This is a genomic window from Alteromonas confluentis, assembly GCF_001757105.1.
Classification (GTDB): domain Bacteria; phylum Pseudomonadota; class Gammaproteobacteria; order Enterobacterales; family Alteromonadaceae; genus Alteromonas; species Alteromonas confluentis.
The window spans coordinates 1-15,904 of the sequence record NZ_MDHN01000003.1; the positions used below are offsets into that span (position 1 = coordinate 1).

Sequence of the window (15,904 nt, forward strand, 5' to 3'; positions counted from 1 at the left end):
TTGGTCCAGACTGTGTGAAAACACACTTGCTTGTCGAAGGCGATGAATATCCATATTTTGAAATCGTCGAAGAAGATTTCGATCGCGATTTTCTACAACACCTGAATTTACCGGAGGCGAGTCAGATTGTCAGGGATTATCCTTCTCTGATGGCTTTTGTTAGTGCCTGCACGCCCATAATTGCCATCATTCTCTTCATGTTGTAAGCAAGAACATGGAGACTCATCTCGGTACTGACGTTTTTGAATCGTCTTGTCAGAAAGTGAGTTGCGCCCATCCACATTTTTATCGTCCCGAAAGGGTGCTCAACAGTTTGTTTTCGGATCACTGGTGTTTCGGGGGCGTTTGCTAGACGTTCCAGCATGGCTTCAGCTTCTGCCTCATGAATCCAGCGTTTCATTCGTCTTGGCTCGCGCTTTGAGGTGGTACACTGGTTCCGAATTTTACACTCCTTGCACGCGTTATGATTGAAGTAGACATCTAATTCCAAACCATCTTCGACGGTTCTCATTCTATTTATCATTTCTTCGCCAGCAGGGCAGGAATAGATATCTTTAGTGGGGTCGTATTTGAATTTGGAGCGATTGAAGATACCCTTTCTTTCCGAGCCAGAGGTATCTGTTTTAGGGACTAAAGTTTCAGCGCCAAGGTCCAGTGTCGCTTTGATATCCTGACGGCTGTAGTAGCCTTTATCTGCCAGAGAAGTGATATCTTTTCTATTTAATATTTCTTGCGTGAGTTTGGTCATCCTTGCTAGCTCGCCACGGTCGTTAGTATTTGTAACATCATGACAGACAATAAGATGATGCTTTGTATCAACCGCGCTTTGGATGTTATAGCAAACTTGGCGTTCCATATTTCTGGTTTTAAGCAATCTGGCATCGGGATCGGTTAGTGATACCTGTTTGTCTGGGTGCGCTTCTACTACCCGCTTCATTTCCTGTAATTCACCTAGCCTTTTCTTAAACCAAGCCAGTTTATCCTTCACCATTCTTACTCGATTATCTGGAACTTCTTTGCGGTCTACTTCGTCAAGCTCCAACAGATATTTAGAAATTTTCGCCTCAACGCGAGCAATCAGGTCATTGGCTTTCTTAGACGTAAAGTTATTCGTCTTACTGTTTACGGCTTTGAATTTACTACCGTCAATGGCGACAACGCCCTCACTGAACATATTCAGCTCTCGACATAAAATGACAAAATGACGGCAAGCCAACTTGATTCCTTCGCCGTTATCACGTCGGAAATCAGCGATAGTTTTAAAGTCCGGCGCTAAACGTTCCAATAACCACATGAGTTCAAGATTACGGTTGGTTTCTGTTTCCAGTCGACGAGAAGATTGAATACGGTTGAGATAGCCGTAGATATAAAGCTTTAATAAAGTGGCTGGGTGATAACCTGGGCGGCCCGTTGATTTAGCCTGAACACGTTCAAAACCTAATTCTTGCAAATCAAGTTCATTGACGAAAACGTCAACAATACGAACGGGGTTATCTTCACTGATAAAGTCATCCAAAATCTCTGGGAATAAAGTCGCTTGAATACGACATTCTCCTTTAATGTGATTCGTCATAATCAGTCATCAAAGTTCATTAACATGCTGATTATTATATCAATTAACTACCGAAACAATTAGATTACTTGATCATAATAAGCGGCTTTTTAGACCAAAAAGTGATCAGCGTTTTCACACAGCCTGGGTCAGAAGCGGACATCAGCATGCTATGCTGCTATAAACGCAAAGCGATTTTTCAGGCGCGAAAATATCAAACGACAGGGAAGTGTGGGGTTTATAGACACTTTAAAAGGACAATGCCTGCCGTTAAACGGAAGAGTTTTGCCTTAACGCTAATCAGTTAGATGACTTCAGATATCTAAAAGCGTCTCTCCTATTAAAACAAGCGGACATTTGTGCGAGGCTACTTTTGCACAAAATAGCCTGATTACAGCTCCCCTTAATCAGTGCTCAGTTTTGGTCTAAGAATTGCTCTTCACTATCATCAATTGATAGTTCGGTAAACTTATGCTCATATCATCCAGTTACGCAACAACTCCTATACAGGCATATAAGCAGTCTGAAACAAAGCCACAAACTGTCGTTGATGAAACACCAACACGCCAGGGGGATAAAGTCACACTTTCAAAGCCAGCGTTAGACTTGGCTGCGCAGGAAAAAGATAGAGAGTTTTCGAAGAGTTTTGCGATGGAAGTGGCCAGTCGAAACGAACAAAAAGCAGAAGACATGCTTGCGGCTTTCACATACGGACTTAATAACCCTTTAATCGATATCTCAAATCTGGATATGGCTACAGGTGAAGGAGCAACTTACACCGCAACGGGTCAGCCAGTAACAGATGCAAGTGAGGCTCTCTTTGCCAGCCAGAACGAGTCATTGATTAAACGAAATGAAATTTTAATTACTCAAGAACGAGAGAAAGGCACCCCCGCAGCTAAGATACTCGAAAAAGTAATGCAATCGATTGACCAGCAACCACAAAGCTATAAGGACAAAATAGACTGGTCCAGATTATCTTCATAAAATCAAAGACTGCCAATAGATTCCGATATCAATTTATAACAAAAAGTAAGAAGCGGATATCACACCATTAAGCACCTGCTCTTTGTATTGCTGTTGAAGGCTGGGCATATATCTTTCACAAGTAAACAGTCTGAATTGGCCAGGGAAACCATATGAACTATGGAGTTACAATATTATCGGCAGCGTCTGTCGAACGCTTGCAAACCCGCCAACTGAATCAGCAGGAGATCACCGGGTTTGCCGCTATATTATCGCGCGCAGCCGGGCAACAGGAACCCGCCACTCAGTTTTTGCAGTCCTTATCGCAAGATGAATTAAAGTTGGTACAAAAGGCTCACAGTCTGGCCAGACCGATTCAGCTTTCAGCACTCTCCCAGGAGGGAGCACAAAACTTATTAAGCCAACCTGATGGCTCCGATTTGGTTGATTTAAATAATGATGGTTTGGTCGAAGTGGGTGAAGGCAAAACGATTCATTTCCCGCCTGTTAATGCGCCGGCAAGCGTAAAAGCAGCCTGGCAGAAAGCTACTGCGGAACTATCTGAATCCGACAAAGCCACGTTAGCCCTGACCATGCATCATATGGTATACGGGGTACATATTGATTTACCGGAAGTCAGCCCTAAAGCAGCCTTGCCTCCCGAACAACAATGGAATCAGACCAATATAAAGGCGCTGTATGATTATGCCCGGTCAAACCTCCAGTTTAGGATAAACATGGAAGGTTGGACGTCTTACAACAAAATGCTTAATCAGGTTTATGAGCGTTTTTTTCGTGCTATTACGACTCTCCCTGCTGCGGGATTAACACCAACTCGCGTGGCGACTACACAGGGCAATGCAATTAGCGCACAGGCGAGTAACGCCGAAACTACTACCCCGGAAGTCTCTACCCTGAAGTCCCCCTTATCACGACAACAGCAAATTAATCAATTGTTACTGGATGCCCGGCTCGGTATTGAGCGTGATAAAATAAAAGAACTCGAAGAAAAAATGGAAGCTGTACGTAGCGATAGTACTTTGAGCAGCATGGAAAAACGGGACAAACTATTGGCACTACAAGCTTCCATTGAACAATTAGTTAAGCAAGCTCAACAACGTACAATTGAAGAGGAAAAGCGCCGGGCAACGCTCTAAATTAGAGCACTCGCCGCTTTTGGTCAAAAGCGGACCTTAGCAATGCCATGAAGAACTGGTAAGTAAAGGTAGACTTCAGAGATCTGAGTTTTGTTCGAAAATATATTGGGAATAAAGCAAGTCAGCAAAATCTGACTCATTAATTTGTCCAATGACTAAATCTCTGATCGCATCTGCAAAGAGATCATTGTCAGCGGTTAACTCAAAATCATTGAGCGACAAATACTCCAGCGCAACGGCCAAACCTGTTCGCTTGTTAGCATCGGGAAGTGAATGAGATAGCGCTATTGATGCGGCATATTTTGCAGCAATTTCGAAAACGTCATCTAAGCCTGAATAGGCAATAGCATTATCGATTCTGCCTAAGGCACCCTGAAGTTTGTTGATATCAGCGGCGCCCTTCATGCCTGGTTCGTTTTCGAGGATGAACACGTTAATTTCTATCACGCGTTCAAAGGGGAAGAAAATGAGATCCATCACATATCAGCGAGTTTTTCAAACGTACGCTTATGTGTTCTTAAAACTAACTTAGTTTCAGACTTCACAATTTGCTGACCAGCGTCACCGGACAAATCAAGTTTCTTGCTGGCGGCGATTTTAGGGCGCTTAACAGCTTTCACGCCGTATATTTCAATCTTTGTATTCATAAACACCTCTAATAATGTGACAGCTATTATACCTCTGATTCGAAGATAAGAAAATCTGGCGAACAGGTACTAAATTAGTGGTGTTTAGTTTACAGCTTATTCGAGAGAAAAGAACGTTACAACTTCCTGTTTCAGAACTTCCGGCCCATACTACAAATTATTAATTGCCGGGAGATTGCTATGGCAGCCGCTAGCAAACCTTGGAACAAACACCGAATTATTGGACAGAAGCGACCGCTGAAGATTTCTCACATATGGGGGATCAGAATTAGATTGGAAATAGAAGACAACAAACGCGACTTAGCATTATTCAATTTGGCGCTGGACAGTAAACTTCGCGGCTCCGATTTGGTCAAGCTGCTCGTATCGGATGTCATGTCGGGTGGCGTGGTAATGCGACGCGCACTTGTGACACAGCAAAAAACAGGCTCTCCGGTTCAGTTCGAAATTACTGAGGGTACGAGAAAATCTGTGCTGGACTGGATCAATTTTAAGGGCCTCAATTACAGCAGTTATTTGTTCCCATCAGCAAAAGTCCCTGGAGAACACATTTGCACCAGGCAATATAACCGCATATTCCACGGCTGGATTGAAAAACTAGGTCTCGACCCCACGCTTTACAGCACGCATACCATGCGAAGGACTAAGGCTTACCTGATTTATAAAAAAACGAAAAATCTACGCGTTGTTCAGTTGCTACTTGGTCATAAGAAGCTTGAGAGCACCGTGAGGTACCTTGGGATCGAAGTTGATGATGCTCTGGATATTGCTGAATCGCTCGATATTTAAAAAAGTAAAAATCAGAACTTCTCCCACATAAGTCATTAGAAAGCACAGAAAGCAGAGAAAGCAGAGAAAGCAGAGCTTCTACGAATTCAATCAGCAAAGTTTGCCCATTTTCAGGTAGGGAATTGCATTTAGACACATAAATTTTTTATTGTCTAAATTAATTTTTTAATGTACTTTCGCGCCCCCAAATTTTGCAACGACGCAAAGTTATATAACCAAGGATGAAATCATGGCTGCTAAAGGATTGCTCCAATCCCTACTGTTATCTGCTTTTCTTTTCCCACTAACTAGTCACGCGACGACCTTTGTCAAAGGCAACATTGATGCCCCGAGCGGTAATAATACAAGCTTCACTATAAAAGGTTGGGCATGTCAAACCGAGCGAAACCAGTCAATAAACGTGCATGTGTATTCAGGGGGGCGAGCGGGATTGGGAGGTCGTTTTCTCACTTCCGCGACCGCCAATAAGTCTTCTGCACAGGGCATTGCAAACGCTTGTAATAACTCCGTTACTACAAACAACCGCTTTTCTATTAACCTTACACAAGAGCAAATTTATCAACATCGTGGGCGAGAAATCTTTGTGCATGGTATTTCCGTTGCTGGTACGCCAAATGAAGCAATCGCAGGCTCAGGAAAATACAAAATGCCGTTACCTCCTGTATCCAATGTGGTTGGTAACATTGATGCATTATATCAAAGCGGCAGCAAGACTTTCGTGAAAGGCTGGGCTTGTCAACAGTATTTAGACAAACCCATTAAAATACATATATTTGCAGGAGGTCAGTCCGGTAACGGGACTCTCATTAAATCTCTCACCGCTAATAAAAGTTCTGGCACCAATATCGCCTCAGCGTGTAAAGCCACAGGTAAGACTTACTATTTTAATACTGAGATTCCTGCATCTCACGTTACTGCGCATGCAGGTAAAGCCATCTATGTTCACGGGATATCCCCTTTCAAAACTGGGAATCGCCTGATTTCAAAATCTGGGGTATTTAAGCTTCCCAAAATTGAATTAACCGACTCTATAAAAAAAGCGGCTTTATCAGACTTGGAGGAATATACCTTTGAACCATTTTATGCAGGACAGATGAAAGGGTTGGAAGCCGTTAACGTATCAAAATCTGGTAACAGCCTTGAACTTAGTGCAAAACTGTTAGAAAGAGCATTAGTACGGTTAGGAGGTGGCGCCAACTCAATAGCTATTGATAACTTTAAGGTAGTCCGCGGTCGTATACGCGTTAACGTCGCAACATTAAAGGATTGGCTAGGCGTTGAATCTGAGAGCTATATAAAACTAATTTTATCGCATGCCGGTTTGGGGCCGACCAAAAAATCGCTAAATGGTATTGTATACTACGAATTTACCCATCACTGGGTGAATTTAGGTGGAAAGGACATAGATCCCACGCTAAAAAGGCATTCTAAGATTGAAAAACTAAACATGCACGACGATGCGGGTGTAGATACGCAGCAGTCAGCTAGTAGCGTTTTTAACGGCAGTAAGCGTGGTGGTAATGGCGAGTTTTACCCTGATGTAGTGCAACTTGACGAATTACTTTATGAGAATGAAGAAGGTGTTGCGGAGTATTTGAACAGTTCAAACGTAGTTTACGGTGATTACATTTCTCAGAGAAAGCCTGTTGGTAGTCTGAAAGGTTACAGTTATTCATCGGGCTTACCTTATGAAATTATCACGCGTGAAGAATTAATGACTCTTTCATCACGCAGCGACCCGTTTAGTTTTGTACCTGAAGACTATAAGCACAAAATTAAAATCGAAGCAGTAACAGACGGCTTTTATGGTTTGAAAAATATTTTCATCAATGTCAGCGAAGCCACACAAAAATCTCTTTTCATTGATTACGTGCCGTCGGACTCGACAATGGAGGCAAAAATTAATGGTTTTGGAGGTATTCTTAATTCACCATATACAGCCACCACAACAAAAGACAGTATATACCTAAAACCTCGCGTCAGGCTTGGCGAGGAAACGGTAGCCACATCAATTGTCAGTCTCATGGCAGGTAGAACACAAAACCTGACCGTTTCGTTTTGTTTAGGAACTGTTTGTGATTCAAAAGTTGAACATGAAATCTCTGTCGGTGGTGTTCATGCGATAGCGTTAGATGCAATAAATATCAATCCTGACTTGATTGCAGAAGCTCCAGAACAGCTTGATACGCTAGCTAAAGAGTACGCATCAAATTTGCTCGATAGTCGCTTTTCGGGGCCGATGCTCTCTCATCTAGGCAGACTTTATCACCGACATTTGGATATTGAGGCAGACAGGGCCTCCAGTGTCAGTGGCGCACTAATTTACAACACGATTAATGAAGCTATCATTTCCCTGAATCTGAGCACCCGTAATGAAGGTGGCAAAAAGATTCTGTCTCTTGGCTCACGACAAATCGATGCCCCACGTTTGAAATACTCTGTTGCACCGACATCTGTCGATAATAACTTTAGTCAAGCACCGATATTATTTGGCCTAGGGGTTACCGCCTCCTCACTGGAGCATTCTCTATTTGCGAAAACGCTGGGTTGGCAAACAGAGTCGACGATGTCAGTGCTACGCTACGCAGGGATGAACGAAGAGCCGATTTTTGTTTTGAGTAAAAGCAACTTTGATGCACTTAAAAGCAAGCTTTCTTACGATACTTCGACTATCAATACTTTTAAACAAGCGGTTAACAGCGGATATCTCATTATTGCGCCACAGGGCCCGCAAACCATATTAGGAAGACCATATACAGCCTATATTCGCCTTCATCAAGACACCGGTGGTGGACGTTACATGATAAACGGTGTGAATGGCGGCATTGGGATGCTGGATGATTTATCATTATATGAAACCAATAGGACGTTGGGTGACTATGTCGATAGTTTTAGCAATTTTGTACCAATAGCAGGTTCAGCCGTGCTTGACGGTATTCTAATGGGTGATAGAAATGAGAAACTTTATGAAACCACATTAGAAATGGAAATTGCTGATGCATCCTCAACCGTGACGGAATGGGTAGTTGTAGGTGATATCAGAAATATTGCTTATGACCTTTACGACTTTTCTGAAGGGCAAGGTTCTTATCTCAACTTAGGCGTGTCTGTAATAGCTGTTTTACCCTACGGCGATGTTGCAAAAACAGGTTACAAGTACACGGACAAAGCACTCAGTGCTGCGGGGCTAATTACCTTTAAAACAAAGTTAATAAATGTGTCAGATAAGGCCGATGTTATTGTAGGTAATCTGGGTAGATTTTCCGATAAAATTATATCAACCACGACTGACAAGCTGCATGGTATATCTGTAGGTATTACCGTTGCCAAAAGAGGCGATATTGAATTTAAGAACATAACAGTTTCAGACAGAAGCGGCTATGAAAATGCAATTGGGAAATCGCTTGGTAGTAATCCAACAGATCAGCAGAAAGGCGTTTTCACTGAATTTGCTGGCCGGGACTATGCTCAAAAGTATCTTAATTGGGAATGTATTTATTGTGTTAAAGATACCGTTCCCCAAGGCGTAGATAATATTTTTAAAGATGAATACGGTAATTATATTATCCAGGAAACGAAATGGATTTCGGCAGCGACCAATGTTGGCTCCGGTTCGCTCAGCGACTGGACGTCAAACGGTCAGAAATATAAACAAATGTCGGAGGAGTGGATTTTTGGTGTTAATAATCGTGGCGATAATTCTGCATTAAGCCGCTCTAATCTCCCTACTGGTCTACTTCCGCAGTTATTAAAGGCTCGTGCAGAAGGTAAAATACGTACACAATTAGTAGTCATGAAACCCAAACACTTAGGGGCTGGAGTTACAAAAGGTTTATCCAGCCACAAACAACTGGGAGCAAATGCCGGTTTACCATTAAACGATATCGTGATCATAGAATTGGGTAATTAAGAGAGTGAAATACTTATGAAAGCAGTTGATGAGTTAACCCTTCGCCTGCGAGAAGAATTACTTTGTGCGAATCATGGTGGTCAAATAGCGGATATTAGTACAAGGCACACTGCGATTAGTCATCAATTAGTGGCCAATGCTTGGTTTTCTGCTTTTGTGTATGCAAAGGCATTGAGCAATGATAACGCGCTACTGTATTCGCAGCGTGCCGATGATTATTATCAAAAAGCTTTTGATGTGCATCCGCCCGGACAATTGTATCACCTAACTCAAATGTACATTAACGCAGTTTTGCGTGGCGATGATACCCGACTGGATTTGGCTAAACACATAGCAATTATGGCATATGATAAGACACAAGATGTTCAATCAAGTGTCATGGAAATTGTGACGGCGTTACTTGCTGTTAACCAATCCGTAACGCATTTTCTACCACAACTGACTAGTGAAGAAAAACACAAGTCTGACTTAGTGCCTTTTGGTAGTACCGGCGCAGTAAGGGCTATATTATCTAATGATGAACCGGCGCTTATTAATAGTGTAGATGAACTTTTAACCATTCATGCCAAACGTGCAAGTAATTTACGCTCTTCTATAGGTATTGGGTCTTCTAACGCAGTAATCTGCCGTATGGCGATTTTACTTTGCGAGGCGGCAAGTCATCGCGGAATAAATATCAAGGATAAACTAAGCAAACGCCGTCAAAAGATGAGTTTAAGAATGCAATATCCATCGGAGTTTCCAGAGGTTGATAAAAATATCAAAATGCCGCTGGAAGTGGATTTCTTAACAGGTCAGGCTTTTCTCAAATAAACTGGATTACAGGTCATGTAGGGACATTTCTTAATGTCCCTTTTTTATAACTTTCCGATACATGTATGTCTGCTTCTCGCTCAAACCAGACACCCCAACCACTACTGCCTCTTGTTAATCAACGCGGTTATTTGTTCATCCAAAATAATATTTAGCTCGTCCATCACCAAGGTGGCGGTTTCAAAATAGGTTTTGGCAGGTACTGTCGTTTTATCACTGTCGATAAATTCGCGCTTAATGAGGGCGAGGAAATCATTGCAGTTTTCTCTTGCGTGACGTACTTGGCTTAAGTTTTCTGATAGAGATCGTGTTTCAATTTGCCGGAAAACCCGATCGGTAAGGTTGCCTATTTTTTCTTGCAGATAACCAAGTTTCACTTTATCAATCTGCGTGCTGCCGCCTTTAGTGGCGACAGCCGAGCCGGTTGCCCTGGCCTGCCCGACGAATTCAATGGCGAAAGGAAAATCATGCCACACGAATTGACTGAGTTCTGGGTCTTGATCGTTTGAAAGAAACTGAAATTCCTCTGCCACATCTTCAAGAATGTACAACAGGTTTTCGATTAAATTTGTGTGCTGTACAAAACTGTTTGGTACCGTGAGTGTCATATAGGTGCCACTTAAGCGCTGCCAATGGTCCATGTAGCTTTGCCATCGGGATTGCTTGATAAGGTCGGTGGATGAGCTCAATCGCTGGATGGCTTGTTGAATGCTTTCCTGCAGCGCGATGATATGTTGTTCCGATTCGGCATTTCCTTGCAGAAACGTGGCGGTGTGCCCTCTGTGCTTTTGCGAAAACCCTATCAGGCTTTTCACATCTCTCGCGTAAATCAATACTTGCTGAGCCCGCTTCTTATCTTCCTTTTTACGATACTGGCGCTGAAACACAATTAAGGCCACCAGAAGTAAAACCATAAACGCGATAATGGCAATTAACATAATGCATCAGTCCTTTAAAGCGAGTGAACGGAGGTATTCAGCGACGGTTGACGTTTGTTTTGCCAATTGCGCGTTATCATTCGAACTTTCTACTACCTTCTCAATATTCCTAGATATCTCTTCGGTTGCCAGGCTTTGTTGACTGGTAATATCTGCAATATCCGCAACTTGCTGCTGCACTATTTCTGATTCGTGGCTAATACTGTCTAAAAGTGTACTGGCCTCTTCGGCTTTAATAAAACACGCCCTCGCCCGTTCAGTTACCGATTCCATGCTTGCCAGTACCAAATCACGCTCGTTAACCAATTCTCCCACTCTGCTGTTTATAACTTCAGCCGATTGGCGGCAATCTTCGGCAAGGTTTCTCACTTCATCTGCCACCACGGCAAAACCTCTTCCGGCTTCTCCGGCCCGGGCGGCTTCGATAGAGGCGTTCAGAGCGAGTAGATTGGTTTGCTCGGCTATTTTTTGAATAGAGCCGGTAAGCTCCATCACTTTTTCCATACTGTTATTCAGTCGTTCGAGTGCGCCTTGCGTATTAATTACGTCAGATTCCACTTGAGCAAACTCAGTGGTTAACGATGCCACCCGCGTTTTACCGGCTTCGGAATGGGTTCTGGCATTAATAGCAGCCTGATTGACCTGCTCAAAGGTATCAACAACGCCTGCGAGGGATTGGGTTAGCTCGTTTACAGCTGCAGCAGTAGAGGTCGTTGCGGCAGACTGTGTAGTGGCATTATCGGCCACTTTCATCACTGAAGTGATCATCTGGTCGGCGGAATAGCGCATTTCAGATAAGAACTCTTCAAGATGCTCACGCTTACGACTCATCTCTTTAAGTACGTCAAAAATTACTTTCACATGAGCAGGCAGTAGCCATTCGTTGGCGGGTAAGTTCCGATAACTTTCAGGATCACTCAGTGTCTTTGTCAGTAAGTTGTCCAGAGAATGAAGCTGGTTAGCGAGTAAAAATGAATGAGAAGCACTGAGCCAAATCATCAATACTGCGCAAATTATCGGGGCAAAAAGAAAGTCAGGCGGGGCGATAAGAATAAATACAAAACCCGCAGCGATGATAAAAGAAACCAGTGCTGTGGCGTGTTTCAAACCAAATGCATTAATGATGGATTTGCTCGGCCACAGTAAAAATGTCGGCATAGGCAACCTGTATTGAAAAGTTTAGCGCTACTGCACTGCAGCAATTGTCATTCCAGATTAGGATGCCCAAAAAACCTGTAAAATCAATGAATAAAAATTTAGTCAATGCTTTTATCAATATCAATGCACTAACATAGACATGTTAGTGCACCGAAATGATACTGAAGCTTTAACCGTTTTGGTTTACCAAAGAGCTAAAGTGGCAGTTTTACCTGCAATATCTGTTTGCTCTACCCTACTCGCTTTTTGATTTGCCAGGCCATAACAAACATGCAGCGGCAATAAATGCTCTTCTCTGGGATGACAGAAACGGGCATGGGGCGCTGTGGTCTCCCAATTGATTAATCGCTCAGCACGCTGCCCTTCGGACAGCGATTCGCTTTCAACGGTTTCCTTAAGCCAGTATTGGAACGCATCGTTTTGTTCATCGGCACTTGGTATGTGTCTGAAAAACGCTTTCATGTTGTGAAAAGAAAAGCCAGAACCAATCACCAAGGTATCAGTCAGGTCGGCAGCTTGCAGCGCTTCACCCAGCCGTACATGCAACGACGCATTCAGACTGGCTGCCAGCGAAAGCTGCACAACCGGAACATCTGCATCGGGATACATAAGTTTTAACGGCACAAACATGCCGTGGTCGTAACCTCGCTTCGGATCGATGGCTATTTTCGTACCACTTTTCCAGGCGGCCTCGCTTAATGCTGCAGCAAACTCAGGATCACCTTCTGCGGGATACTGGATACGGTACGCTTCCTCAGGAAAACCGTAATAATCGTAAATCAGGTCAGGCTGCGGATTACCCGTAACGGTAAAACTGGATTCTTCCCAGTGCGCACTGATCAACAAAATTCGCTTCGGTTTCGCTATCGTTGCAGTTACCGCTTTTAACTGTTCTACCATATGCTGGTGAGATGGCTCACCGAGCAAGGGAAATGGGCCGCCGCCGTGGGAAAGATAAAGAATATTTGATGGCGTCATTGTCATGATGTTACCTCATGGTTTAGCTGATCCACATCAGCCTGTTCATGCAACAAATGATACGCTTCTAATGACAATTGTCCTTGTCCTAAAATCGGACATAAAAGTCTATTTAATGGAATGATGTCAGGGAATGACAGACACTGAAGACCACTGTCCGTCTTGCAGTTGATGAAGTTCACGATACTGCGGGTTAGCTTTGAGATTAAGGTAATCAACTTCGACAACATGAAAGTTAATCTGGCAAAAATGCGGCGCTGGAGACGAATTGTCTTGCACTGTAGCCTGTAATGGGCCGTCATCCACACGACGCGTTTTAGGCTCCCCCCAGAGAAATTGCTTTTTCCCCTGCGCTGATAGTGCCTTCCACTGGGAAGTGAGATCCACGCCATCAATACCGTGCACCAGAATGGTAGTAGAACAAGCGAAACGGAATTGCTCTCTGCTGCGGGTGAAATACCAGCAAATGGAAGCACGCGGATCGCCCCTCAATTCTGCGATTTTTGGTGTACGGAGATCTGAAATCACCGACAGCACAGCGCTGTCGGCATCTAAAGAACGAAAAACCAATGTGCGGTTTTGTGGCACGCCAGACTCATCAATTGTCGCCACCTGGAGAAAGCGACTTTCCGGCGTGTCTTTACTGATCTGCAAACTTTTTTGCAATCGAGTAGCCCAAAGCGGTTGGGTATTAATCAGCACGTTGAGTCCGGTTGAACAAGCGGTAAAAGTTTTCAGTGGTCTGACGGGCCAATTCTTCTACCGTTACCCCTTTCAGTTCGGCGATAAACTCAGCCACTTCTACCACATAGCCTGGTTGATTTTGTTTACCACGATGCGGCACTGGAGCCAGCCAGGGTGAGTCGGTTTCAATTAATAACCTGTCTAGCGGTAATGCTTTTACCACTTCACGCAATTCATCGGCAGAATTAAACGTAACGATGCCTGAAATCGACACGTAGAAACCCATTTCAATAGCCGCTTGTGCCATTTCCAGACTTTCGGTGAAGCAATGCAACACGCCGATGGTGTCAGGATCTTTATATTCCTTAAGAAGATTCAGCGTATCTTCCCTGGCGTCACGAGTATGAATGATCAACGGCTTTTTGAGCGCGTTAGCCACTTTGATGTGGTCGATAAACGAACTGAGCTGTACTTCACGGGTATCGGCGCTGTAAAAGTAATCCAGCCCAGTTTCACCAATAGCGACAACTTCAGGTTTATCAGCTTTTTCTAATAGCGTTTGATAATCGCAGGCATCCTCCTGATGAAGCGGATGCACACCACAAGACACCGATACATCGGGATACCCTTTTACCTTGTCATACATGTCGTCGAAATCGTTCACCGCTACGCAAACACAAAGAAAATGCTCGACGCCACGCTGGCGAGCGAATTTCAGGGTTTCTCCAAGCTCAGCATCGTCCATTTTTAAACGGTCTAAGTGACAGTGAGAGTCTACAAACAAAATGACTTACCTTTCTATAAAATTTAAAGTGGATTAACCGCGAATACATCCAGCACGCCGGTAAGAATAACGGTTTTATTCACACCCGGGTGCTCAAAATGTTTCAGCGCCTGCTGACAGTAAGAATACGCCTCGTAATCGGCTGGCAGAAGACTTTGTACGTACTTTTCATGGGCAGCGGATTGCAGCCAACTCACCACTTGCTTACCACTGTCCTGCCACTTCGATGCGAGCTGTACAGACGAATCAGCCCCTGACATCAATCTAGCAATGCCTTCCTGGAATTCACTGAATGAGAGCCCTTTAGACTCATCTTCCAAGCTGGCTTTCACTAAAAACGGCGAATTGCCATATGCTTTCAATGTGGCAGGCGTGACATCGTTGTGCCCCTGCCCGGCTAACCAGTTCAGTGTTTCACCCTCTGCTGGTAACTTGAGTACGTGCTTCTCAGAACGACTAAGAATCGTGGGTAGCAACGCATTTAATTTACTGGCTAAGAGTATGAGATAGGTATTGGTGGTCGGTTCTTCAAGGGTTTTCAGCAAGGCATTTGAAGCGGCTTCTGTCATGGTATCGGCGTGATGTATGACTAATACCTTGTTGTGACCCAACTGCGCGGTGCCTGAGAGTTTTGCAATGCCGCCACGAATGGTATCTACACCAATTTGCTTTTCACTAACCAAAGGGTGAAAGTCTGGGTGGTTCCCGGCAGCAAACAGCTGACAGCTTTGACATGCGCCACAACTGCCCTGCGCAGTTAATTGCTTACACAGCAGTGATTTGGCCAGTTCATCAGCCAAGGCAGTCTTACCCAATCCTACTGGACCAGAAAGTAGTAACGCATGGTGCAACGTCTGCGACTGAAGACGACGTATAAACTGCGAATAAACCGATTGGAACCAGGGCAGCATCATGCCAATCGAGCCTTCAACGCGGCAACCACATCCTCGTGTACCTTTGCCATAGGCTGCATGGCATTAATTGTAACGGTAGTGGAAGATGCTTGCGCGAGTTGCAAATACTTGTCACGAGTACGCTGGAAGAAATCCATACCCGAACGCTCAATACGATCGAGTTCACCACGGCCCCGGGCACGTTTCAAACCTTCTTCGGGGTCGACATCAAGATACAATGTTAAGTCTGGTTCGAAGCCCTGCAAACACAATGTGCGAAGTGCCATCAATTTGTCTTCAGGAATTTGTCTGCCACCGCCCTGATAAGCCAATGAGCTCATATCGTGGCGGTCACCAAGCACCCATTCGCCTTTGGACATTGCCGGATGAATCACATTCACCAGCAACTGTCTGCGAGCCGCATACATCAGCATCAGTTCCGTTTCTTCGGCAACAGTTTCCTGCCAATCGCCTTTCACGCACTCACGAATGGCTTCAGCCATAGGCGTACCACCGGGTTCACGGGTGCAAACACACGTTTGACCCAGTGCCTGAATAAAGTTGCGTACAACCTCAATAACAGAGCTCTTACCTGCGCCTTCCAGGCCTTCAATGACAATAAATTTACCTGACAT

15 protein-coding genes are annotated in these 15,904 nt (G+C 44.2%); 5 read left to right on the forward strand and 10 right to left on the reverse strand.

The genetic code is table 11. From position 1 onward, the window contains the following. Nucleotides 1-136 precede the first annotated feature (136 nt). The gene (locus tag BFC18_RS00380; RefSeq protein ID WP_070123173.1) at nucleotides 137-1,573 is read right to left on the reverse strand and encodes an IS1182 family transposase; all 1,437 of its coding nucleotides are present in this window, start codon (nucleotides 1,571-1,573) and stop codon (nucleotides 137-139) included. A gap of 450 nt (nucleotides 1,574-2,023) precedes the next feature. Here BFC18_RS00380 and BFC18_RS00385 point away from each other — a divergent pair, with 450 nt between their 5' ends. Both BFC18_RS00385 and BFC18_RS00390 read left to right on the forward strand, forming a co-directional pair. After that, nucleotides 2,024-2,539 (forward strand): hypothetical protein, encoded by a 516-nt coding sequence (locus tag BFC18_RS00385; RefSeq protein WP_070123217.1) that lies wholly within the window; start codon nucleotides 2,024-2,026, stop codon nucleotides 2,537-2,539. A 152-nt stretch (nucleotides 2,540-2,691) separates the two neighbouring features. After that, entirely contained in the window at nucleotides 2,692-3,675 is a 984-nt protein-coding gene (locus BFC18_RS00390; protein ID WP_070123218.1) for a hypothetical protein, read from the forward strand. A gap of 75 nt (nucleotides 3,676-3,750) precedes the next feature. Here the strand turns inward: BFC18_RS00390 and BFC18_RS00395 are convergent, their stop codons facing one another. Together BFC18_RS00395 and BFC18_RS00400 are read right to left on the reverse strand one after the other, a co-directional pair. After that, entirely contained in the window at nucleotides 3,751-4,152 is a 402-nt protein-coding gene (locus BFC18_RS00395) for a type II toxin-antitoxin system death-on-curing family toxin (RefSeq protein WP_070123219.1), read from the reverse strand. Continuing rightward, nucleotides 4,152-4,322, reverse strand: a complete 171-nt coding sequence (locus BFC18_RS00400; RefSeq protein WP_070123220.1) for an acetyltransferase — start codon at nucleotides 4,320-4,322, stop codon at nucleotides 4,152-4,154. Before BFC18_RS00400 ends, BFC18_RS00395 begins: the two co-directional genes overlap by 1 nt. 180 nt (nucleotides 4,323-4,502) lie before the next feature. Here BFC18_RS00400 and BFC18_RS00405 point away from each other — a divergent pair, with 180 nt between their 5' ends. The 3 genes from BFC18_RS00405 to BFC18_RS00415 all read left to right on the forward strand — a co-directional run bounded on the left by BFC18_RS00405 (nucleotide 4,503) and on the right by BFC18_RS00415 (nucleotide 9,834). Further along, complete coding sequence (locus tag BFC18_RS00405) at nucleotides 4,503-5,111, forward strand: tyrosine-type recombinase/integrase (RefSeq protein WP_070123221.1); 609 nt, start codon at nucleotides 4,503-4,505, stop codon at nucleotides 5,109-5,111. A 229-nt stretch (nucleotides 5,112-5,340) separates the two neighbouring features. Continuing rightward, nucleotides 5,341-9,021 (forward strand): hypothetical protein, encoded by a 3,681-nt coding sequence (locus BFC18_RS00410; RefSeq protein WP_139138916.1) that lies wholly within the window; start codon nucleotides 5,341-5,343, stop codon nucleotides 9,019-9,021. Nucleotides 9,022-9,036: 15 nt separating this feature from the next. After that, a complete protein-coding gene (locus BFC18_RS00415; RefSeq protein WP_070123223.1) occupies nucleotides 9,037-9,834 on the forward strand; it encodes a hypothetical protein in 798 nt (265 codons plus the stop codon). A 101-nt stretch (nucleotides 9,835-9,935) separates the two neighbouring features. Here BFC18_RS00415 and BFC18_RS00420 read toward each other — a convergent pair whose 3' ends face one another. The 7 genes from BFC18_RS00420 to tmk all read right to left on the reverse strand — a co-directional run bounded on the left by BFC18_RS00420 (nucleotide 9,936) and on the right by tmk (nucleotide 15,904). After that, nucleotides 9,936-10,772 (reverse strand): nitrate- and nitrite sensing domain-containing protein, encoded by an 837-nt coding sequence (locus BFC18_RS00420; RefSeq protein WP_070123224.1) that lies wholly within the window; start codon nucleotides 10,770-10,772, stop codon nucleotides 9,936-9,938. A gap of 6 nt (nucleotides 10,773-10,778) precedes the next feature. Continuing rightward, nucleotides 10,779-11,930 (reverse strand): methyl-accepting chemotaxis protein, encoded by a 1,152-nt coding sequence (locus tag BFC18_RS00425; protein ID WP_070123225.1) that lies wholly within the window; start codon nucleotides 11,928-11,930, stop codon nucleotides 10,779-10,781. A gap of 183 nt (nucleotides 11,931-12,113) precedes the next feature. Beyond that, the gene (locus tag BFC18_RS00430; RefSeq protein ID WP_070123226.1) at nucleotides 12,114-12,914 is read right to left on the reverse strand and encodes a DODA-type extradiol aromatic ring-opening family dioxygenase; all 801 of its coding nucleotides are present in this window, start codon (nucleotides 12,912-12,914) and stop codon (nucleotides 12,114-12,116) included. 120 nt (nucleotides 12,915-13,034) lie between these two features. Then, nucleotides 13,035-13,610 (reverse strand): pyridoxamine 5'-phosphate oxidase family protein, encoded by a 576-nt coding sequence (locus BFC18_RS00435; RefSeq protein ID WP_245680303.1) that lies wholly within the window; start codon nucleotides 13,608-13,610, stop codon nucleotides 13,035-13,037. After that, a complete protein-coding gene (locus tag BFC18_RS00440) occupies nucleotides 13,600-14,376 on the reverse strand; it encodes a TatD family hydrolase (protein ID WP_070123227.1) in 777 nt (258 codons plus the stop codon). Before BFC18_RS00440 ends, BFC18_RS00435 begins: the two co-directional genes overlap by 11 nt. 23 nt (nucleotides 14,377-14,399) lie before the next feature. Continuing rightward, the gene (holB, locus tag BFC18_RS00445; protein ID WP_083272835.1) at nucleotides 14,400-15,290 is read right to left on the reverse strand and encodes a DNA polymerase III subunit delta'; all 891 of its coding nucleotides are present in this window, start codon (nucleotides 15,288-15,290) and stop codon (nucleotides 14,400-14,402) included. After that, nucleotides 15,287-15,904: a dTMP kinase gene (tmk, locus tag BFC18_RS00450; protein ID WP_070123228.1), complete on the reverse strand. Its 618-nt coding sequence runs from the start codon at nucleotides 15,902-15,904 to the stop codon at nucleotides 15,287-15,289. The genes holB and tmk overlap by 4 nt, the downstream gene beginning before the upstream one ends.